Below are 21006 nucleotides of genomic sequence, written 5' to 3' on the forward strand. Positions count from 1 at the left end.
TCAGCTCCCCATGTACAGGATGATCAAGGCGCAAATGCAGCTGTACAGCGCCCCTTCGAACAAGGCCGGGTGCCACACCCGCTGCATCACGCCCAGGCGCTGCAACACCCACAGCAGCGCGAACAACAGCGGCATGGCCAGCAATAAGGCCTGGGCAATGGGCGGCAGGTAAACGCCACCCACCTCAAAATCAATGGGCAAGGACGGACGCTCCTTCTTCAGCAGGGTCAAGGTAAGTGCTGTAGTGGCGCAGGAAACCGGCAATCACCAGCAACGCGACCCGGATACGAAACAGCGAACGCAACTGCTCGGGCTCAGCCTGGAACTGCGCGCTGTGCAGTGCATCGAGTGCTTCGCCGAGCGTTGTCAGCGTGTCGAGCAACACCGACAGTTGCCCTTGGGTACGCCCGGCCACATAACGGCCGGTGTTGCGTAACACCTGTTCCAGGCGCTCGCGGGTGGTGTCTGAGAGCAATCGGTTGGCCCGGCTTTGCTCCTGCAATTGGCGCAAGGCCACGCCAAGCGCCATGCATGCCAGGTTGACCTCGAACAGCGCTTTGGAACGAGCATCCTGCGTGGCCGGCAACAGGCCCAGAATCAGGGTCAGGCGGTCAACCATACGGCTCTCGAAGGCAAACTGACGCTCATCGGAAGATGGCCCTTTGAGCAAGGCGTAAACCTGCTCACGGGTCTCGCGGAACAGCCGTTCGATGCGCAACTGCGGGTTGAATGGAAACAGCCAGGCATACACCAGCAGCGACAGCACCCCACCGCAAAGGTAAGCACCAGCAAACTCAAACCACTGAATAGCGGTGTTCTGCCAGGCACCGATGTTCTGCGGTCCGAACAGCAAAAAGCTCGACAACCCCAGGCCCATGCCGATCCCGGCAGTCATCGGTGTCGACAGCCCCACTGCAACCACATACAGCAGCGGCAACAGCAGCAGCGCGAGCATCTCGAAATCGACCACCTGGGGAATCAGCCAGAACTGGTACAACGCCGAGACCAGCACAGCCATGCCCAAGCCGCGCATGTAGTTTTGTGCGGCCATCAGCGGACGCGGGAAGGTTGCCATCAGCGAACACAGGATACCCACCAGAATCACCCCGGCGCGGGCACCGTCCCAAGCGGTCTCGATCCAGATCAACCCGCCCACCAGCAGCGCAATGAAGGCGCGGCTGGCATTCATCGCCGCCAGGCGAAAATCCAGGTGCAGGGGGTTTTCACGCGCTTTACGGTACAGACAATCGCCAGCGCGGCCGTCCTGAATGGCGTCGCTCAATTCAAGCATCTCGCCCAGCTGCTCCAGCAGCCTGGCTTGTTCCCAACGCAGCGCCCAGGCCAGCGAGCGCAGCGTTGGTGGCAAGTCGGGCGCCAGTTGTTCGGCCTGCAAGGCGGCCTGGTCAAAGCGCTTCTGTAGGGCGCTGAAGTGTTCTCGGGCACTGGCTGGCATGGCCCGCCCCTGCTGCGCCAGTTGATCGAGAAAGGCCAGCTCGTCAGTAAGCAGTTGGTTGATGAAGTCCGGATATGCACCCTGCCAGCGTTCGGCAATCATCCGTTTCTGGTTGCGCAGCACGGTAAGGCGTGAGCTGAGCAGCACCAATTGGTTGCCCAACAATTGCACCAGCCCGTTAGCCCCGCGCAGGTGCGGGGCATCGAAATAAAGGTGGCGGCGCAACCCTTCCAGGGCGCTGATTTCACCGAGAATCTGCATTTGCCGCTGGCTGAAGCTTGCTGCGGTTTCCTCGCCACGGATGGCAGCAGCGGCATGCGTGGCCATCAGCTTGATCAGATTGTCGACTTTGCCAAAGTAACCCCTGGTGACCGCCTGAGGCCGCGCACTGAGCAGGCTGACGGCGCAAACACATGCCACCGCCAGTAAGGTCTCGGTAACCCGGGTGATGGCCAGCATCAAGGTGTTGTCCTGCTCGGGGATCGCCAGCATCGCCACGACCACGGCGGTAAACCCGCTGAGCACGAAAGCGTGAGAGCTGGTGTAGCGCAACAAGGTGCCCCCGGCCGTACACAGCGCCAGCCACAGCGCCAGGGTGACGATGAATGGCAAAGGCGCCTGCGGGAACAGCGCCATGATCAACACCGCAACGGCGGCGCCCACCGTGGTCCCGACCACTTGCGCGAAACTGCGCTGCAAGGTCATGCCGCCCAGGGGCTGGCTAACGATGAACACTGCCATGATCGACCACTTGGGTTGGTCGAGGTCGAAAATGAACGCCAGGTACAGGGTCAGCAAACAGGCAACGATGGTGCGCAGGGCGAAATAAAAGGTGTCTGGCCCCGGGTGCAGCACCATTTTGAAGTAGTTGATCAGTGGTTGCATTGCGCTCCCTCACCACGGGTGAAGCTTCACCTTAACGGCACCGGCCGTGCAGCGGTAGCGGCATTCACACGCTACAGCGTTGCAAATCCGGAACAGTCATGCTGCGCAAGCGCTTTGCGGCCATTGTCATGAAAACAACCTTGACCCTGCCGCCTTTCAACGTTAGTTTCTCGCCCGCATTTTTGCATGCCTATACAGGAGTCCTGCATTGGACAGTTGCTCTAGACGATTGCGACAGGTTCGAACGGCACGCTAGTTCAGCAGACTTCCTCTGCCACTGCCCTGCCGTATCGGGTAGTCAGTGGCGCTTCGTATCCCCAGTGGATCACGCCCCCTTGTTTCTTCCTGCACGCCTTGCCCACAGTGTTCGTGGTCACGGTTTGAGAGCCTGCGCAATCCTTTCATTGATCCCGGCATCGACAGTTGTTCGATGCGTTGCGGCCTTGCGCCGTGGATTTGAGGTTTGTCATGGATTGGAAAATATTTCTCCTGCGCGTGAGTGTCGCGCTGGTACTGGGTGCGCTGATCGGCGCTGAACGTCAACTGCGCCAGCGCCTCACCGGCCTGCGCACCAATGCCCTGGTCAGCACCGGTGCCTGCCTGTTCGTGTTAATGACCCAGGCGGTACCGGGCATGGCTGCTACCGATGCGTCACGGATCGCCGCCTATGTGGTCTCGGGTATCGGCTTTCTCGGTGGTGGCGTGATCATGCGTGACGGTCTGAATGTGCGTGGTTTGAACACTGCGGCAACGTTGTGGTGCACGGCGGCCATTGGCGTACTGTGCAGCATGGGCCTGCTGCTGGAAGCGGCGGTGGGCACCTGCGTGGTGTTGTGCGCCAACATCTTGCTGCGCGACATCGCCCAGCGCCTGAACCTGCAGGAGGTGCTGCCGGCCACAGAGGCCGAACAGCGCTTTGAAGTGCGCATCACCTGTCGTGCCGAAGACGAAATTCAGGTCCGCAGCCTGATGTTGCACAGCTTGGGCAGCGGCGGCCTGCGCCTGCAATCGCTGCACAGCGAGGATCTGGCCAACCCGGCGAAACTGGAAGTGCGCGCCGAATTGCTCGGCAACCCGGATGCACCAACACAGCTGGAGCGCCTGGTCAGCCGGGTCAGTCTGGAAAAAGGTGTCAGCTCGGTACGTTGGCAGGTACACGAACTGGCAAGCGACTAGCCCTCACAGATTGGCGGCTACGCAGCGAAAATATGCTCAATGCCCAGCAAAATCCGCTGCAGCCGCCGGGCGCCAACGGGGTACCCTGTAGTAAAACAATCAGCCAGAGGTGCACTGTGGCGTCCTATACCTTGCGTCAGTTGAAGTATTTCGTCACCACCGTAGAGTGCGGCAGCGTCGCTGAGGCGTCGCGCAAGCTGTACATTGCGCAACCGTCGATTTCAACGGCAATCAAAGGCCTGGAAGACAGCTTCGGCGTGCAGCTGTTCATCCGCCATCACGCCCAGGGGGTGTCGCTGACCCCGGGTGGCGCACGTTTCTACCGTAAAGCCCAGGAACTGCTGCGCATGGCCCGGGAGTTCGAACAGAACGCCCTGGCCGACAACGATGTGGTCTGCGGGCAGATCGACATTGGTTGCTTCGAGACTGTTGCCCCGCTTTACCTGCCGCGCCTGATCAAAGGCTTTCGCGAGCGCTTCCCCGGTGTGGAAATCCGCCTGCAGGATGGTGAGCAGCAAGAGCTGGTGCAAGGCCTGACTGGCGGGCGCTTCGATCTGGCGATTTTCTACGACCATGACCTCGACAGTACCATCGAGACCGAAGCACTCATGGCGCCACAGCGTCCCTATGCCTTGTTACCCGTCGGCCACCGCTTTGCCGAACAGGCCCAGGTGTCGCTGCGAGACCTGGCACTGGAGCCGATGATCCTGCTTGATGTGCAGCCCAGCCGCACCTATTTCGTGAGCATTTTCGAAGAGCTTGGCCTGAGCCCGAACATCGTCTTCAGCTCGCCGTCGATCGAGATGGTAAGAGGCATGGTTGGCCAGGGCTTTGGCTTTGCCGTATTAGTGACCCGACCGCTGACCACCAGCACCTATGACGGCCAGCCCCTGGTGTGTGTGGAATTGCTGGAGGATGTCACCGGCTCAGGCTTGGTGGCCGGTTGGTTGAAACGTGCGCAACTGACCAAGCCTGCGCAGTTGTTTGTCGAGTACTGCAAAGAGCAGTTCACCGCCTGGCTGTAGGAGCGGGCTTGCCCCGCGATAGCGGTGTGTCAGTTAAACCACTATCGCGGGGCAAGCCCGCTCCTACCGCGCAGCCCAGGCGTTGAAGCCTATTTGTCGAGTACTGCAAAGAGCAGGCTGAAGTAAATCTGTGGGAGCGGGCTTGCCCCGCGACGGCGGTGTGTCAGGTAAACCGCTATCGCGGGGCAAGCCCGCTCCTACCGTGCGGCCCAGGCGTTGAAGCGTTGTTCCAGCTCTTCGCCGTGATCCACCCAGAACGCTGCATCCACCGCCTGTGCTTGGGCAAGGTTGGCCTGCGCCGTTGGCAGTTGCTGTTGCACAGCCTCAGGCAATAGCTTCAGGGCATCGCGGTGCACCGGGCCGTAGGGGATCTCTTCAGAGAACACTTTCTGCGCCTGGGGCTGGCTGGCAAAAGCAATGAAGTCTTCCGCCAAGGCTTTGTTCGGCGTGCCTTTGACCACCGCCCAGTATTCCGGGTCGTACAGGCTCTGCGGCCAGACAATGCCCAGCTTCATCCCTTCCTTTTGCGCCGAGGCGATCCGCCCGTTGTACGCCGCGCTCATCACCACGTCGCCGGCAATCAGCCACTGCGCCGGTTGTGCGCCGGCCTCCCACCACTGGATGTTGCCTTTGATCTGGTCCAGCTTGGCAAAGGCACGGCTCACACCTTCCGGGGTCGCCAGCACTTGGTACAACTGCTCTGGTTTGACGCCATCGGCGAGCAAGGCGATTTCCAGGGTGTACTTGGCGCCCTTGCGCAAGCCGCGTTTACCAGGGTATTCGCTGACGTTCCAGAAGTCGGCCCAGGACGTCGGCGCCTTGGCCAGTTTGTCGTGATCGTAAGCCATGACCATCGACCACACGTACGTCGCGACACCACACTCGCTCAATGTACCCGGTACAAACTGCGCCGCATCGCCAAAGCGTGCCGGGTCCAGGCGTTCGAACAGGCCTTCATCACAACCGCGCAGCAACTCGGGGCTTTCAACTTCAACCACGTCCCAACTGGTATGGCCAACATCGACCATGGCTTTGATTTTCGACAGTTCACCGTTGTATTCACCGGCAACCACGCGTCCTGCGCCGCTGGCGTTGAAAGGTTGAAAATAGGCCTTGTCCTGGGCCTGTTTGGTCGCGCCGCCAAAAGAAATCACGGTCAGGCTCTGGGGCGCGGCTTGTACAGCACCGCACAGCAAGGCCAGGGCAAAGGGAACACTGCAACGCAAGGATCTGGACATGGATCTGTTCCTCAAGAAGGCCGGCCCGCCCCTGCGAGCCGGCGCAGGGGCTTACAGCACGCCGTACTCGCGTGCTGTGCGGTCTACGGCGATACGGGTCTTGTCGACCAGTTCGTCGATCTCGGCTTTGCCGGCAACCAGCGCCGGAGCCATGATCATCCGGCCCAGGGTCGAGCGAATGATCAGGCCTTCTTCAAAGCCGATGGTGCGGCAGCGCCAGGCCATGTCGTTTTCGTTGGCAAAGCGTTTACGCGTGGATTTGTCTTCGGCGAACTGCAACGCAGCAACCAGGCCGGTGCCTTGTACTTCACCAATCAGCGGGTGGTTACCGAACACTTCGCGCAGGCACCGTTGCAGGTACGGCCCGGTGTCTTGCTTGACCTGGGTGACAATGCCTTCGTCGCGCAGGGCCTTGAGGTTGGCGATCGCCACCGCGGCGGCCACTGGGTGCCCGGAATAGGTCAGGCCGTGAGCGAACACCCCGCCCTGCTCCACCAGCACCTGCGCCATGCGCTTGGACAGAATCAAACCGCCCATGGGGATGTAGCCGCTGGTCAGGCCCTTGGCGATCGACAGGGTGTCGGGTTCGAAACCGAAATGCTGGTGAGCGAACCATTCACCGGTGCGGCCAAACCCACCGATCACTTCATCGGCGCACAGCAACACATCGTACTTGCGGCAGATACGTTGGATTTCTGGCCAGTAGCTTTCTGGCGGGAAAATCATCCCACCGGCGCCCTGGAACGGCTCGGCGACAAAGGCCGCAACGTTCTCGGCACCCAGTTCGAGAATCTTCTCTTCCAGCTGTCGGGCTGCACGCAGGCCGAATTCGGCGGGCGTCAGGTCACCTTCATGGGCGAACCAGTACGGCTCGTCGATGTGCGCAACATCGGGAATCACCCCACCCATGTCATGCATAAACTTCATGCCGCCCAGCGCCGTGGCGCCCAGGGTAGAGCCGTGGTAGCCGTTCCAGCGGCCAATCATGATTTTCTTCTGCGGCTGGCCGAGAATCTGCCAGTAGCGGCGTACCGTACGGATCAACACCTCGTTGGCTTCAGAGCCGGAGTTGGTGTAGATCGCGTGGCTGTAATGGCCGGGCAGCAGACTGAACAGCAACTCCGACAGTTCCACCACCGCCGGGTGGGTGGTGTGGAAGAACATGTTGTAGTACGGCAGTTGCTCCAGTTGCTGGCTGGCTGCGGCCGCCAGATCTTTGCGACCGTAGCCGAGGTTGGTGCACCACAGGCCCGACATGCCGTCCAGGTAGCGCTTGCCGTCGTTGTCCCAAAGCGCCAGGCCTTCGCCACGCACGATCACTCGTGGGCCTTCCTCATTCAGGGCTTTCTGGTCGAGAAACGCATGAATGTGGTGCGCGGCATCCAGGGCTTGATAATCACTGGTGCTACGGTCGGTTTTCACTTGAGCGGTCATTGCGAGTCTCCTTGCGGGTTTTTATCGTTGAGGGTGGCCAGTACCGCGGCCAGCGGCTCAGGTTTGAACAGGGGTTTGCGCATCACACACTTGATCCACAGCACGGCGATGATCGACACCACCAGCAGGACCAGGCCGGCATAGGCGAAAATGGCGAAGGTCATGTCCGGGCTAGGCGAAACGTGCCAGATCGCAAAGAGCATGCCGGCGATGCCGAACAGCTGCGGCAGCGGGTAGAACGGCGTGCGGAATGGCCGCGCGACTTGGGGGTAACGGCGACGCAATGCGATCACATTGATGTGGGTGATGATGTAAGCGAGCAGCCAGGCCAGCGCGGCGGCCAGCAGCAACTGGTTGATGGCATCGGGATGGTCGTGCATCAGCAGCAACGGCAAGCCGGTGATCGCCGAGACGAACAGTACGGCCACCCAAGGTGCACCCGTGCGTTTGCCTTGCAGCTTGAGCAAGCCGAAAGCCTGGCCGTTGCGGGCCATGCCCAGCAACATGCGTGGAATGGCGGCCAGTGAGCTGTTGAGGGTGCTGCAGGTGGCGGTTATCGCTGCGGTCACCAGGAATACCTGGCCGGCTTCACCAAACACCGTGGTGGCAAACAGGTAATGTGGCAGGCCGTTGCTGGCCAGTTCTGCCTGCGGCACGGTGAGCAATGCACCCAGACAATACAGGGCGATGATCACGAAAATCACGGTCAAGCCGATCATCATCGAGCCGGGAATGTTGCGTTGCGGGCGGCGGGTTTCCTCGACCAGCGGGCAAACGAACTCAGCACCGACAAACCCCCACACCGCCATCGCCGTCAGGGCGATCACGCCCAGCCCCAAGGGGTTCCAGTTGGCGCCATCGAACAGGCCCGGATTAGGCGAAGCAATATCGCTGCTCATCGCACTCAGGCCCATGACCAGCAGCACCACTACCATGATCACCGCCAGCGCCGTCTGCAACCGGGCAAAGATGTCGATGTTGAACAGGTTGAGCACGGTGAACAGGCCCAGTACCCCAAGGGCCACGGTCAGCGGTGGCAGTGAGTGCGGGTAAACCTTGTCGATGATGAACTCCATCAACAGCAGCTCTGCCGACAGGGCAAACATCGCCACCACTACATAGCCGGAAAAGGTCGCCAGAATCGCCGGGAACTGCCCGATCGCCACTTCCGTGTAGCTGCTCAGGCTGCCTGCCCGCGGGATCATCAAGGCCAGCTCGGAGAACGAGCAGGCATAACTCAAGGCCAGCAACCAGGCCAGTGCCAGCGGCACAATAAAGCCCGGTCCGGCAATGCCGACGCCCTGTAACATCAGCACCATCACGCCCTGCGACACCACCAGGCCGATCGCCACTGCCAACAGCGCGGTCAGGCCCAGCTTCTTGCGACTTTCAGGTGGCGCCACGGCGCCGGTGGACACGCTTGCATTACTGTTCATCGGTTGCTCCGCTTTTTTAGTTTTATGTGCAAGAACCGCGTTGCCTGCTTCGCGGGGCGAGCCCGCTCCCACAGGTTGAGAGTCTGTGGGAGCGGGCTTGCCCCGCGATGGCAGCGCTCACCCGCGCAACTGAATCCAGGTGGTTTTCAACTGCGTGTACTTATCAAAAGAATGCAGCGACAAGTCGCGGCCGAACCCGGACTGCTTGCCCCCGCCAAACGGCACCGTGACGTCCAGCGCATCCACGGTATTGACCGACACCGTGCCGGCGTTAAGCCTGCGCGCCACGCGGTGTGCGCGGTTCAAGTCGTCGGTCCACACCGATGCCGCCAGGCCATAGATATGGTCATTGGCCATCGCCACTGCCTGGGCTTCGTCATCGAACACGCTGACCGCCAGCACCGGGCCGAACACTTCTTCGCGGGCCAGGGTCATGTCAGCGGTCACCCCGGTGAAAATCGTCGGCTCGATGAAGTTGTCCGAGCCGTCGAAGCTTCGTTGCCGGCCGCCGCACACCAGACGCGCGCCCTCGCCCTGGGCTTGCTCGATGTACTGCATGATCCGTTGGGTTTGGCGCGCATCGACAATCGCCCCGGCGCGGCTGGCCGGGTTCAATGGGTTGCCGGGCTGCCATTGGCTGGCCTTGTCGATCAGGCGCTGGACGAAGTCATCAGCGATTGAACGCTCGACCAGCAAACGTGAATTGGCCGAACACACTTCACCCTGATTGAAGAAGATGCCAAACGCGGCTTTCTCGGCGGCCAGATCGAGGTCCTGGCAGTCGGCAAATACCAGGTTCGGGCTCTTGCCGCCGCACTCCAGCCACACTTGTTTGAGGTTCGACTGCGCCGCGTACTGCATGAAGTACTTGCCCACTTCGGTGGAGCCGGTGAACACCAGGGCATCCACGTCCATGTGCAGGCCCAGGGCGCGACCGGCATTCTCGCCCAGCCCCGGCACCACATTGAGGACACCCGCCGGGATCCCGGCTTGCAGGGCCAGCTCTGCCAGGCGCAGGGCGGAAAACGGTGATTGTTCGGCCGGTTTCAGCACCACACTGTTGCCCGCCGCCAGGGCCGGGGCCAGCTTCCAGGCGGCCATGTCCAGCGGGAAGTTCCACGGCACCACCGCGCCGATGACGCCCAGCGGTACACGGGTAATGGTCGCCAGCGCGTTGCTCGCGGTGGGGGCAACCTGGTCGTAGAGCTTGTCGAGGCTTTCGCCGTACCAGGCGAACACGTGGGCAGCGCCCGGCACATCGATGTTCCAAGCATCCATCACCGGTTTGCCCATGCTCAGTGAGTCGAGCAAGGCCAGTTCGTCGCGGTGTTCCAGCATCAGTTGCGCCAGGCGCAACAAAACCGCCTTGCGCTCACCGGGTGCCATTCTGGCCCAAGGCCCCTGTTCGAACGCACGGCGGGCGCTGCTCACCGCCTGGTCGACTTCAGCCTGACCGCAAGCCACCACGCGGGCCAGTACCTGATTGGTGGCCGGGTTGACGACCTCAAAACGCGCATCGTTCTGCGCCACGCACGGCTTGCCATCGATCAATGCGCTATCGATCAAGCGCTGTTGCTGTGCACGGGTTGTCCAGTCGTTGAAAGTGTTCATCGCAGACTCTTTTGTTGTTATCAGTGTGTGGAAAGAGCGGCTGCCAGCCGGTCCATCAAGCGATCACAGGCGGCCATTTGCTCGACGCTGACGAACTCGTCAGGCTTGTGGCCTTGCTCCATGCTGCCCGGCCCGCAGATCACCGCCGGGATACCGGCCTGAGCAAACAGCCCGCCTTCGGTGCCAAAGGCCACAGTGCTGAAGGCGTCGCTGCCGCACAGTTGCGCAACCCACTGCGCCGCTGCGCTTTCGGGCGCGGTGGCCAGGCCGGGATAAGCCGAAATAGGTTCAAAACGAATCGCCGTGTCAGCCTTGACCGCTTGCATGGCCGGTAGCAGCGTCTGCTCGGCGTAGGTTTGCAGTTCGTCGACCACCGCCTGCGGTTCGAACGCTGGCAAAGCACGTACCTCGAAGTCGAAACGGCAGTCTTGCGGCACGATGTTCAGCGCCGTGCCCCCCTCGATCAGCCCGACCTGCACCGTGGAAAATGCCGGATCGAAGCGTTGGTCATGGTGTTCGGGGGCGGCCAGGCGCTGGCCGATCTCACTCAGGCGAGTCATCAGCCGCGCGGCCTGTTCAATCGCATTGACGCCATAGGGCGCATAGGCTGAATGGCAAGGCGCACCCTTGACGTGACAGCGCATGGCCAGCTTGCCCTTGTGGCCGAGCACCGGCTTGAGCTCGGTCGGTTCGCCGATCAGGCACAAGGCCGGTTTGGCGACGTGCTGTGGCAAGGCTTGCAGCAGGCTGCGCACCCCGAGGCAGCCGACTTCCTCGTCATACGAGAACGCCAGGTGCACCGGGCGACGCAGTGGGCTGGCGAGAAACACCGGCACGGCGGCCAGTACCGAAGCGAGGTAGCCTTTCATGTCCGCCGTGCCACGGCCATACAGCTTGCCGTCCTGCTCACTGAGGGCAAACGGCTCGACGCTCCAGGCTTGACCGTCCACCGGCACCACGTCGGTGTGGCCCGACAGCACCACGCCACCCTCCACCGCCGGGCCAATGCTGGCCAGCAGGTTGGCTTTGCTGCGCTCGGCGTTGTAGATCAGCGTGCAACTCACCCCCAGTTCGTGCAGGTAGTCCTGCACGAACTGAATCAGTTGCAGGTTCGAGTCGCGGCTCACCGTGGCAAAGCCGATCAGCTTGGCCAGCAAGGCGCGGCTGCGCAGCTCACTCATCGCCCGGCACTCCGTAGCTTGGCGCCACAGTAGGGTTGAGCGCACGGGTCAGGTAGTCCTGCAACTGCGGCGCATAAGCTTCCCAGAGCTTGTGCAATTCACCGATGGGGTTTTCTTCGGCCCAGTCAACGCGCAAGTCCACAATCGGCCAGAGCAGATCGCCAACCACCGACAGCGCCGCCGAATGCACCGCCCCGGCTTCACCGCCAGCGTCTTGCCCGGCTTGCAGCGCGAGGAGCAAACGCGATGCGAGACACCCCTCACTCTGTTCGAACGCTTCAACCATCCGCTCGATTACCGCTCGGTTGGCCAACAGGTTGCCCGCCGCGACACATTGCTCACCCGCCAGGGCGTTGTGAGTGCCCAGGGTGTGGTTGCCGCTGAACACGGCCGTACGGCCTTGGGCATCGATCGTCGCCACCTGGCGATATTGGCTGTAGCCATTGCGGGTCAGCGCATGGTCCAGGGCCTGATGCGGAGCCAACCCTTCACCCAAGGCATCGAGCACCTGCGGGCCCAGGGCCGGCAACGTGATGTTCTGGCTCGACACCGCCCCCACACCCGAGCGCAACCACGGGCAACGGGCGCCCACGGCGATACTCGATGAGCTGATGGCAATCCCCAACTGACCGGTTTCGGCGCAGCGGCCGACGATGGAAAAAGTCATGGCACGTTCCTTATTCAGGGATCACTGCAATCACGTCTATTTCCATCAGCCACTGCGGCTGCCCCAGGGCACTGACCACCAGGCCGGTGGAAATCGGGAATACGCCCTTGAGCCATTTGCCCACCTCCTGATAGACCGGCTCGCGGTAGCGCGGATCGATCAGGTAGGTGGTGGTCTTGACGATGTGGCTCAGGTCGCTGCCCGCCTCTTCCAGCAGTTGCTTGACGTTGCGCATGGCCTGCTCGGCTTGCGCCCGTGGATCGCCCAAGCCCACCAGTTGACCGTTGAAATCGGTACCGACCTGACCGCGCACATACACGGTGTTACCGGCACGCACCGCCTGGCACAGGTCGTTGTCCAGCGACTGGTTCGGGTAAGTGTCTTTGGTGTTGAACATACGAATGCGGGTATGAGTAGGCATCAGCGGGCTCCCATGAGGCTGGCGGATTGAAGACGGGTTTCAGGCTGCTCGGCCTGGCGTTGCACGGCATCGCGGTAGTTGAAGTAGGCGCGCTGCTTGATGATGTGTTCGCTGATATGCCGGGCGTCGTGCCACACACCCCAGATAAACGCCGAGCCGCGGCGGGCCAGCCACGGCAGGCCGACAAAGTAGATGCCCGCTTCACTGGACACTCCACGCTGATGCTGCGGCTTGCCGTCGGGCTTGAAGGCATTGACCTTCAACCAGTCGTAATCGACCGAGTAGCCAGTGGCCCAGATGACCGTGGTGACCCCCGCCTTGACCAAGTCCAGCTCAAGGATCGGCGCGCGGATGCACTCAGGGTCGGGCAGCATGATGCGCGCTTCCGGCTCCAGCGGCAGGTCCAGGCCGTTGGCGGTTACGTAGGCATCGGCGGCATCGAGCAAGGCCAGGTAGTTCTCGTCGCCACGGGCGATGTTCTCGGCCAGGTCCGGTTGAAAGCTCACCACGCTGTTGTTGAACGCCTTGGTCAGGCCGACCAGCGTCACGCCCTGTTGCGCCAGGCGGCGAAAATCCACGGTATGGCCACCCCGGGCACCACTGACGGCGATGGTGACGTGCTCTTTACCCGGCTGCACACCCTCGGCATCCCATAGGCCGAGCACGCCCAACCACCAGCAGAAGTCACGGTTGCGGTAAGCGCGCGGCGGACGGTCGTGGGCGCCTACTGAGAGGTAGACTTGCTTGCCGGCGCGCTGCAATTCATCGGCGATCTGTACACCGGAGGAACCAGCCCCCACCACCAGCACCGCGCCTTCGGCCAACTGCTCAGGGTTGCGGTAGTGCGCGGAGTGCATCTGGGTAACGGTGCTGTCGACCGGAGCGATAGCAGGAATCAGTGGGCGCTGGAACGGGCCAGTGGCAACCACCACATTGCTGGCCTCGATGACGCCTTCGGAGGTTTCCACGGTGAAACCCGGACGCCCGACATTGCGCTGCACTTGGGTGACCTCAACGCCGGTGCGTACCGGAGCGTTGAATTTCTTTGCGTAGGCTTCGAAGTAGTCGGCTACCTGGTCTTTACTGGCGAAGGCGTCCGGGTCCAGGCCTTCGAACTCAAGGCCAGGGAAGCGGTCGTGCCAGGCCGGGCCGTTGGCCACCAGCGAATCCCAGCGGCCACTGCGCCAGGCTTCGGCAATACGGTTACGTTCCAGAACCAGGTGCGGCACGCCGAGTCGGCTCAAGTGTTCGCTCATGGCCACACCGGCTTGCCCGGCACCCACTACAAGCGTGTCTATTACGGTTTTATTGTTTGTCATCGCTGCGCCCTACTGAGTTTTCCCACGGGGATCACCGTGGGTGGGTGTTGGGCGCATTCTGTGCAAAGGTAGGGAAAGGCGAAATTATGATTTTTGTGGTTGCTGGCAAGCAAAAAACTGTCCCGGTAGGAGCGGGCTTGCCCCGCGATGCGATGAGTCTGACAAACCGCAATCGCGGGGCAAGCCCGCTCCCACACCGTTATTTTCCGGTGCCGAATATTCCCTGAACTGCATCATTCAAGGCATCTACTTTATTGAGGACATCCTGCGTGGTGGACTGCCCCTGCGATGGTGTAGAGCCACTGGTTGAAGAGGTCGTTTTATTCAACAGCCCGGTACAACCGTTATTGCAGCTTTTTACTGTTTGGCTGCAGGCGTCGTAACACGAAGTATTTCCTTGGCAGCTGGAGAAACACTGAGAAAATTGCTGAGCACAGTTGCTACTGCATTGGCTGACTGCACTCGGTGGTGTCGACTGGGATGTAGTGCCACCCGGTATTTTCTTGTTGGCGCATTTTGTTGGGCAATCATAGACGCTGTAGCAGGCGCTGCTGCAATTTGCGGCCTTGTTGGGCGAGGATGCGCAGGCATCCAGGCACATTTTTTTCCCGCCCTCACACAGCTGAATGCAGTCTCCCGAATACGCGACGGGTGTAAATAAAAGCCAGACCAACAGCAACCACCAACTGCATTCGGTAGCTAACTTACAAGTTTGAAGTTGTCTTGATACGTTGTGGATACCCATAATTAAATCCCTCCTGGCCAGGAGTGCTTAACTATAAATTTCGGGCTGTCCATACTGGCTTGCAAAGTCACACCTCCACTCCTGTGAAGCCCCAGAGGCAAGGCGATAACCAGCAGCATATATACAACTGTCATCGTACTCCCTCCAATATTTTTTCTGAATGATTGATATAGCAGCTGACAACAACGGCGCTGCCTCACTAATCGCATGTAGTGCACGCACTACAGCACTTTCGTGACTCCCTGATTTTTTCGCTGCTCGCGCGGTGCAACGATAGGCCGCACAGCCTGCCCGAGACCATGCGCTGGCAAACCTGGCGCATCGAGCAGTGCACTGAAACCGGAGACGAAGGCTCATGAACCGCTGCATTGAGGTCATCCGCAACACCACCCGGCGGGCCCGCCAGGTCGCTTCAAGGCTCAGCCACGCGACACACAAGGCGAAAGCCCGGGCCGCAGGCAATGCCCTCCTGACTGCACTGCAACAAGAGGAAGAAAAAAACCTCGTATGGGTGATGCAAGCCCAGGAACAGCGCCATACACGCCGTTCAGGTGACTGAGCCACTGCCCCGGAATATACGCTGACACCGGCTATCCTTGCTGTCTGAGCACACGAGCAAGGATCCGCCAATGAGCACCGTTGCAATTATCGACCAGCAGCCCAGCAGCCAGGCAGGTATCGCGGCCGAGCTTGAACGCAGCGGTCACACCATCATCGGGATTGCTTCGAACGGTGTTGAGGGCCTGGCGCTGGTTCGTCGCACCCTGCCTGATCTGGTGGTGCTCGATCTGGACATTCCGCGGCTGGGCGGGTTGGATGTGATCCGCCGCTTGAGCGTGCCCCCACGCAGTACTCGCGTTCTGGTGTTTACCGCCTTTCCGTCGGAGGTCTACGAACACCTGTGCATGACTGCCGGCGCCCTGGGTTTCGTCAGCAAGTACGACTCGCTGAGCACGCTGGCCGATGCCGTCGCCAAAGTGGTCAGCGGAAAAACCTACTTCAATGCCAGCGCCATGAAGGCCGAAAGCGTGGCCGGTGATACTGTTGAGGGTTTCAACGAGCGCTTTACCGCACGCGAGATCACCGTGCTGCACTACCTGGCCGATGGCATGCGGGTCAAGGACATTGCCGGCGAGCTGGCCATCAGCGACCGCACCGTCAGTACCTACAAGGCAAGGCTACTGGAAAAAACCAATACCCATTCACTGGTGGAGCTGCTGCGCTTGGCAGCGCAACACGGTCTGGTCAGTGCCTCCAATGCACACATCAGCACGTCGGAGACGCATACCAGCTCTAGTGATCAACAGTTCAACACCCTGTTCGACCAGATTCCCTATCCGGTGTGCCTGCGCGACGCCAGTGCACGGATTCTGGCGGCGAACCAGGCATTCGCTAACTACTTCGGTTGCAGCGCCGCAGACTTGGTTGGTAGCCGGCCGGTGGATGCCGGTATGGTGGAGCTGGAACACTATGAATACGCCTATAAAACCTACAGCGCAGCGGTGCAACAGCGCATTCCGTACATGCTGGTTTTGGCCATCAGGGTCAAGGACGAACAGCGTGTGGTCAAGAGCAGTGGTGTGCCTGTCATCAGTGCGGATGGCGACCTGGTGGGGATGCTCTGCACATCAGTGGATATCGGCGAACAGCACAGAGCGCTGGAAAACCTGCAAGAACAACTGACCTATGCGCAAACCCTGCGCAAACGCCGCGGCCAGTACCTTATCGAGTATTGCGCCGGGATGGCGCTTACCATTGCCAACCTCAAAGCGATTCCCAACACCGGTCAACGCCACGAACCCGACGACGCGCGCATGGCGCTGATCTTGCGCCTGCAAGAAGGTGTCGAAATGTTGGCCGAACTGGTACGTCTGGAACAGGGGCTGGCTTCACCGATTTCCTATGTCAGTGACTTGCGTAACCTGACGCAGACCCTGCTCGATCAGGCGCCCGCCGGCAGCTTGCCCGACTACCGTTTGCACTGCGCCGTGGCGTCGTGCTGGGGCTGGATAGATGCCGAACGGTATGTACAGCTGCTGCGCATTTTGCTGCTCCATGGCAAAAGCCTGGGCGCTGCCAGCCTGGATATTTATATCGAGTCGCCACCGCACAGCGACCAGAAGATCCCTTGGCATCTGCGCATCGTCGGTGCCTTGAGCGCCCTGCCCGGCGGCGACGCTCAGAGCATCCGCTGGCAACTGGCACAGCAACTGGCTCAGCTATTGAATGCCGAGCTGGCATTGAGGATCACCGACCAGCAAGCCCTGGAGATCACCCTGCAGTTACAGATACCCACGGCCACTCACCACCCACTGTAGGTTCAGGAACGCACTACAAGCGTTTTCAGGATTGCACGCTTATCCCGCACGGGTACGAAGGCCAATGATGTCTCCCAGATAAATCCTCTGGGAGAATTGCAATGAAACATCGTGCACCGGGCGGCCACGGACTGCGACTGAGCTGTCTTTGCATCGCCATTGCCTTGGCCACTACCGCAAGTGCCGGCAGCCTTCCACAAGGCGGCCAGGTGGTCAGCGGTGCGGCCAGCATCAGCCAAAGCGGCCCGAACATGGAAGTCAACACGTCCGGGCCACGGACCGCCATCGACTGGCAGCGCTTCAATGTCGGCCCCGACAACCGCATCACCTTCAAACAACCCGATGGCCGTTCGGTTACGTTAAACCGAGTGATCGGCGGCGATCCGTCGAAGATCTACGGCACGATCACCTCCAACGGCCAGTTGATTCTGGTCAACCCTAATGGGGTCTGGCTCGGCCCTAACGCTCACGTGTCGACCAGCGCCCTGGTGGCCAGCGCCGGTTTTGTCACCGACAAACAGGCCAAAGAATTTGCCGCCAACGGCAAACTGGACATCCAGCTCAAAGGCCTGGTGCGCAACGAAGGGCGCATCACCGTGCACGACAACGGCATGGTCGCCCTGCTGGGCGCCCAGGTTGAAAACCACGGTGTGATTCAGGCGCGCAAAGGCACCGCTCAGTTGGCCACCGGCCCGCAGGCCACCCTGGACTTTCACGGTGATGGCCTGCTGAGTATTGCCGTAGGCGGTGAACCCGGCGGTCGCGATAGCGTCAACGCCGACGTCAAAGGCGGCGTTCATAACAGCGGCCAGATCGATGTGGGTAACGGCGTGGTGGCCATGAGCGCCGAACGCGCCGCCCGCCACCTCGATTCGGTGATCAACGTTGGCGGCAATGTGGTTGCCGACGCGGTCAATGAGCAAGGCGGCACCATTGTCCTGGGCAGTGCCGCGCAGACCAACGTCAGCGGCACACTCAGCGCCAAAGGCGCCACGGGCGGTACCGTCAAAGCCCTCGGCGACGAGGTCAATCTGGCCAGCAGCGCCCGCCTTGATGCCTCCGGCAGCCAGGGTGCGGGCGGTAAGGTGTTGGTCGGTGGCAGCCTGCAAGGTAAAGGCAGTGAACCGGCGGCCACGCGTACCACGGTGGCCAAAGGCGCTCAGCTCAAGGCCGATGGCAAAACCAACGGAGGCCAAGTGGTGGTCTGGTCCGACGGCCAGACCCGCTTCGCCGGTAGCGCCAGCGCCAAAGGCGTGGCACGCGGCGGTGTCGTCGAAACGTCCGGCAAGCAACTGCAAGTGACGAATGATGCCAAGGTCGATACCTCTGGCAAAGTTGCCGGAAAATGGCTGCTTGACCCGGTAACCGTGAACATTGTGGCCGATGCCAGCGCCGATCCGGGCACTGGTGTCACGGGCGGAGTCGCCCAGGGCCCAAGCACCGCCGACCTGTGGAACGTGTCTGCCCAGGCCATCGTCAACGGCCTGGCCAGTGGTAACGTCGAGGTGTCGGCCAGTGAACGGATCAACGTCAACACGGCAATCATCGCCACCAACATCGGCCAGGACGGTAATGGCAAACACACCCTGGCGCTGATCGCCGCCGGCAATCCGCAACAAGGCAAAGGCTACAGCGGCACAGACCTGTCCAGTACCAGCGGATCGGTGTACATCAATGCCCCGATACTGCTCAAGGACGGCAACCTGTTCATCGCGGCCACCGGCGACATTCGCCTGAACAACACCGGCGCCGATTACGGCCAGCGCGCAATCATCGACGTAGGCCAGGGCATCGCCTGGCTGAAAACCTCCAACGTTGCCTCGATCGTCCAGCAACCCGGCACCGCACTGATGGGCGATAAGGTCGCGCTGGAAGGCGCCAGTGTGCGCATGGAAAGCAACCTCAACTATGCCGGTACCCTGGCCGGCAAGGCCAGCAACGGCGTGTTCCGTTTCAACCAGACCAACGCCAGCGGCGTCACTCACACCGGAACGGTTGCCTCACCTTATTCCAATGAGCAGTTGACGGGCGTCACCGCCCAGCAACTGGAATACCGCGGTTATCAAGACGTGGTTGCCGACCCCAACGTAACCTACGGCGCAGGCACCCAGACGATCAACCTGAAGGCAGAAAATGGCGCAAGCTTTGACTATCTGGTGTTCGAAGCCACCGGCTTCGTCACGTCCGACGGCAAAGGCGGTTACCGCGAACTTGATCCGGCCGTGCTGCTCAACTACCTCGACAGCTCGGACTACCTGGTCAACGGCCTGAGCTTTACCGACAGTGCCGGGGTGGCCTGGAAGATCACTCCCGATGCCAGCGACAGCAACTTGGTCAAAGTGACCCGCACCGACCCCGGTGGCTCGCCGGTAGTTACCACTGCCCCGGTCGGTTTCGCCTTCGGTGCCAACGGCGGCTTGCAAGTGGTTTCTACGCTGCATGAACCCGGTTGGGGGGTGGAGTCGTACGCCTACGCCCCTGGCGCAACCGACCAGAAAGAAATCCAGCACAACGCTCAGAATGGCAGCAGCCAGCAACTGGTGGTCAACCTTGGCGGCAAATACGACAGCGTACAAGCGCTGATTGCCAACCTGATCAACGACACCCCTTGGCTGCAAAAAGCAGACGCCAATGGCCCGTCCCTGCAAAGCGGCGAGCAGACACTGGAACGTGCCCGGGTACATTTTTACGAAACGGTGGATAAAACCAACGAGCCTGGTGTGATCATCAACAGCGCCGCGCCTGCCAAGGTCACCGTCACTGCGAACGACGCAACACGCGAGTACGGTGACAACAACCCGGCACTGAGCGCTCGTACCGAGTACAACGCCAACGCCCAGGCCGTGAAGGGGGTCGACGATTATGTCAATCAGCAACTCGGCCGCAGCGGCACTCAGGTAGGCACACCCACTACCCAGGCCACAGCGCAGAGTGACGTTAAACCCGGCGGCTATGCCATTACTAACCAGGTCAACCAGGACGCCCGCGCCCAAGGCCGCTACGGGCTGGAAAACAACGCCGGTACCCTGACCGTCTCGCCCGCCGAGCTGGTCGTCAAAGCAGACGAAAAAACCAAGGTGTATGGCAACGCCGACCCAGCCTTGACCTACCAGGTCAGCGGCCAGAAATTCGGCGAACAAGCCGGTACCTTGGTGGCTGGCGCACTCAATCGTGCGCCCGGTGCGAATGTCGGTGACTACGCCATCGGCCAGGGCAGTGTCGGCAGTCTCTCCGGCAACTACCGGATCAGCTACCAGTCAGACCTGTTGCACATCACCCCTGCCCCGCTGGTGGTCAACGCTCATGACAAAACCAAGACTTACGGCAGCGCCGACCCCGCATTGACCTACTCGGTCAGCGGCCTGAAGAACGGCGACAGTGCTGCGGCGGTTCTCAATGGCCGCGCGCTGCAACGCGAAAGTGGCGAGAACGTGCGCCCCGAAGGCTACGCCATCGGTCAAGGCAACCTGGCCCTGAGCAGCCACAACTACACCCTGGTGTTCCGCGACGGCAACCTGCAGATCACCCCGGCACAGTTGCTGGTCAAGGCCGACGACAAGAGCAAGCAACAAGGCCAGCCTGACCCACGCCTGACCTATTCGGTCAGTGGCATGAAAAACGGCGACAGTGCCGACATCGCCCAAGGCAACCTGACCCGCGACGCCGGCGAGGCACCGGGTGCCTATGGCATCGGCCAAGGTCAGCAGTTCACTGCCGGCGCCAACTACAACGTGGTGTTCCAGGACGGCACGCTGACCATCAGCGGCCCGGTGATCGAGCCGACCGACCCGGCCGTACCGCAGCGCCCTGCTCCGGTGCAGGCCCAGGCCCCAGGCAACGTGCGTTGCACGGCGCTGGAGTCGCCATCAGCGGTGTCTGCCAACTACTCGGTATCGCCCGCCGTGATCCGCACCTATGCCGTGCAACTGATCTGCAAGCCGCGCGCTTACGGCGACAAAGTCAGTACCACCCCGGAACTCAGCGACGTGCTGACCTACGCCAACGGCCTGCTCAAAGACGGCCGCTTCATCGTTCCCGACTGGAACCGCAGCGTCATACCTCACGACATCAGCAGCCCTGCCAAGGGAGAGAAATAA

At 61.2% G+C, this 21006-nt stretch carries 15 protein-coding genes; 5 read left to right on the forward strand and 10 right to left on the reverse strand.

All coding sequences use genetic code 11. The features are described 5' to 3' along the window. Entirely contained in the window at positions 1-201 is a 201-nt protein-coding gene (locus E1573_RS09625; RefSeq protein WP_133212962.1) for a DUF1656 domain-containing protein, read from the reverse strand. After that, positions 191-2338, reverse strand: a complete 2148-nt coding sequence (locus tag E1573_RS09630; RefSeq protein ID WP_133212964.1) for an FUSC family protein — start codon at positions 2336-2338, stop codon at positions 191-193. The genes E1573_RS09625 and E1573_RS09630 overlap by 11 nt, the downstream gene beginning before the upstream one ends. A gap of 468 nt (positions 2339-2806) precedes the next feature. Here E1573_RS09630 and E1573_RS09635 point away from each other — a divergent pair, with 468 nt between their 5' ends. Then, a complete protein-coding gene (locus E1573_RS09635; protein WP_133212966.1) occupies positions 2807-3514 on the forward strand; it encodes an MgtC/SapB family protein in 708 nt (235 codons plus the stop codon). A 116-nt stretch (positions 3515-3630) separates the two neighbouring features. Beyond that, complete coding sequence (locus tag E1573_RS09640) at positions 3631-4539, forward strand: LysR family transcriptional regulator (protein WP_133212968.1); 909 nt, start codon at positions 3631-3633, stop codon at positions 4537-4539. Positions 4540-4736: 197 nt separating this feature from the next. Here the strand turns inward: E1573_RS09640 and E1573_RS09645 are convergent, their stop codons facing one another. From E1573_RS09645 to E1573_RS09680, 8 genes are all read right to left on the reverse strand, one after another. Then, positions 4737-5777 (reverse strand): ABC transporter substrate-binding protein, encoded by a 1041-nt coding sequence (locus E1573_RS09645; RefSeq protein ID WP_133212970.1) that lies wholly within the window; start codon positions 5775-5777, stop codon positions 4737-4739. A 51-nt stretch (positions 5778-5828) separates the two neighbouring features. Beyond that, a complete protein-coding gene (locus E1573_RS09650) occupies positions 5829-7211 on the reverse strand; it encodes an aspartate aminotransferase family protein (RefSeq protein WP_133212972.1) in 1383 nt (460 codons plus the stop codon). Beyond that, the gene (locus E1573_RS09655) at positions 7208-8647 is read right to left on the reverse strand and encodes an APC family permease (protein ID WP_133212974.1); all 1440 of its coding nucleotides are present in this window, start codon (positions 8645-8647) and stop codon (positions 7208-7210) included. The genes E1573_RS09650 and E1573_RS09655 overlap by 4 nt, the downstream gene beginning before the upstream one ends. 117 nt (positions 8648-8764) lie before the next feature. After that, a complete protein-coding gene (locus tag E1573_RS09660) occupies positions 8765-10258 on the reverse strand; it encodes an aldehyde dehydrogenase (RefSeq protein ID WP_133212976.1) in 1494 nt (497 codons plus the stop codon). 20 nt (positions 10259-10278) lie between these two features. Next, on the reverse strand, positions 10279-11439 hold the full coding sequence (gene argE, locus E1573_RS09665; RefSeq protein WP_133212978.1) for an acetylornithine deacetylase: 1161 nt from the start codon (positions 11437-11439) through the stop codon (positions 10279-10281). Beyond that, positions 11432-12106, reverse strand: a complete 675-nt coding sequence (locus E1573_RS09670) for a DUF1028 domain-containing protein (RefSeq protein WP_133212980.1) — start codon at positions 12104-12106, stop codon at positions 11432-11434. Before E1573_RS09670 ends, argE begins: the two co-directional genes overlap by 8 nt. A gap of 10 nt (positions 12107-12116) precedes the next feature. Then, positions 12117-12527, reverse strand: a complete 411-nt coding sequence (locus E1573_RS09675) for a RidA family protein (RefSeq protein WP_007924833.1) — start codon at positions 12525-12527, stop codon at positions 12117-12119. Then, positions 12527-13846 (reverse strand): NAD(P)/FAD-dependent oxidoreductase, encoded by a 1320-nt coding sequence (locus E1573_RS09680; protein ID WP_133212982.1) that lies wholly within the window; start codon positions 13844-13846, stop codon positions 12527-12529. The genes E1573_RS09675 and E1573_RS09680 overlap by 1 nt, the downstream gene beginning before the upstream one ends. A gap of 1100 nt (positions 13847-14946) precedes the next feature. Between E1573_RS09680 and E1573_RS09685 the strand changes: the two genes are divergently transcribed. The 3 genes from E1573_RS09685 to E1573_RS09695 all read left to right on the forward strand — a co-directional run bounded on the left by E1573_RS09685 (position 14947) and on the right by E1573_RS09695 (position 21006). Continuing rightward, positions 14947-15150 carry an ESPR-type extended signal peptide-containing protein gene (locus tag E1573_RS09685; protein WP_133212984.1) on the forward strand — a complete coding sequence of 68 codons (204 nt, stop codon included), beginning with the start codon at positions 14947-14949 and terminating at the stop codon, positions 15148-15150. Between the two features lie 70 nt (positions 15151-15220). Continuing rightward, on the forward strand, positions 15221-16909 hold the full coding sequence (locus tag E1573_RS09690) for a response regulator (protein ID WP_133212986.1): 1689 nt from the start codon (positions 15221-15223) through the stop codon (positions 16907-16909). Positions 16910-17010: 101 nt separating this feature from the next. Further along, positions 17011-21006, forward strand: a complete 3996-nt coding sequence (locus E1573_RS09695) for an MBG domain-containing protein (protein ID WP_133212988.1) — start codon at positions 17011-17013, stop codon at positions 21004-21006.

The organism is Pseudomonas sp. H9, from assembly GCF_004353925.1.
Lineage (GTDB): Bacteria > Pseudomonadota > Gammaproteobacteria > Pseudomonadales > Pseudomonadaceae > Aquipseudomonas.

What these genes read in the sequence shown, in the direction of transcription:
- E1573_RS09630 (WP_133212964.1), bottom strand. Translation starts at nt 2,338, where the DNA reads ATGCAACCACTGATCAACTACTTCAAAATGGTGCTGCACCCGGGGCCA.
- E1573_RS09635 (WP_133212966.1), top strand. Translation starts at nt 2,807, where the DNA reads ATGGATTGGAAAATATTTCTCCTGCGCGTGAGTGTCGCGCTGGTACTG.
- E1573_RS09645 (WP_133212970.1), bottom strand. Translation starts at nt 5,777, where the DNA reads ATGTCCAGATCCTTGCGTTGCAGTGTTCCCTTTGCCCTGGCCTTGCTG.
- E1573_RS09650 (WP_133212972.1), bottom strand. Translation starts at nt 7,211, where the DNA reads ATGACCGCTCAAGTGAAAACCGACCGTAGCACCAGTGATTATCAAGCC.
- E1573_RS09655 (WP_133212974.1), bottom strand. Translation starts at nt 8,647, where the DNA reads ATGAACAGTAATGCAAGCGTGTCCACCGGCGCCGTGGCGCCACCTGAA.
- E1573_RS09660 (WP_133212976.1), bottom strand. Translation starts at nt 10,258, where the DNA reads ATGAACACTTTCAACGACTGGACAACCCGTGCACAGCAACAGCGCTTG.
- argE (WP_133212978.1), bottom strand. Translation starts at nt 11,439, where the DNA reads ATGAGTGAGCTGCGCAGCCGCGCCTTGCTGGCCAAGCTGATCGGCTTT.
- E1573_RS09670 (WP_133212980.1), bottom strand. Translation starts at nt 12,106, where the DNA reads ATGACTTTTTCCATCGTCGGCCGCTGCGCCGAAACCGGTCAGTTGGGG.
- E1573_RS09675 (WP_007924833.1), bottom strand. Translation starts at nt 12,527, where the DNA reads ATGCCTACTCATACCCGCATTCGTATGTTCAACACCAAAGACACTTAC.
- E1573_RS09680 (WP_133212982.1), bottom strand. Translation starts at nt 13,846, where the DNA reads ATGACAAACAATAAAACCGTAATAGACACGCTTGTAGTGGGTGCCGGG.
- E1573_RS09685 (WP_133212984.1), top strand. Translation starts at nt 14,947, where the DNA reads ATGAACCGCTGCATTGAGGTCATCCGCAACACCACCCGGCGGGCCCGC.
- E1573_RS09690 (WP_133212986.1), top strand. Translation starts at nt 15,221, where the DNA reads ATGAGCACCGTTGCAATTATCGACCAGCAGCCCAGCAGCCAGGCAGGT.
- E1573_RS09695 (WP_133212988.1), top strand. Translation starts at nt 17,011, where the DNA reads ATGAAACATCGTGCACCGGGCGGCCACGGACTGCGACTGAGCTGTCTT.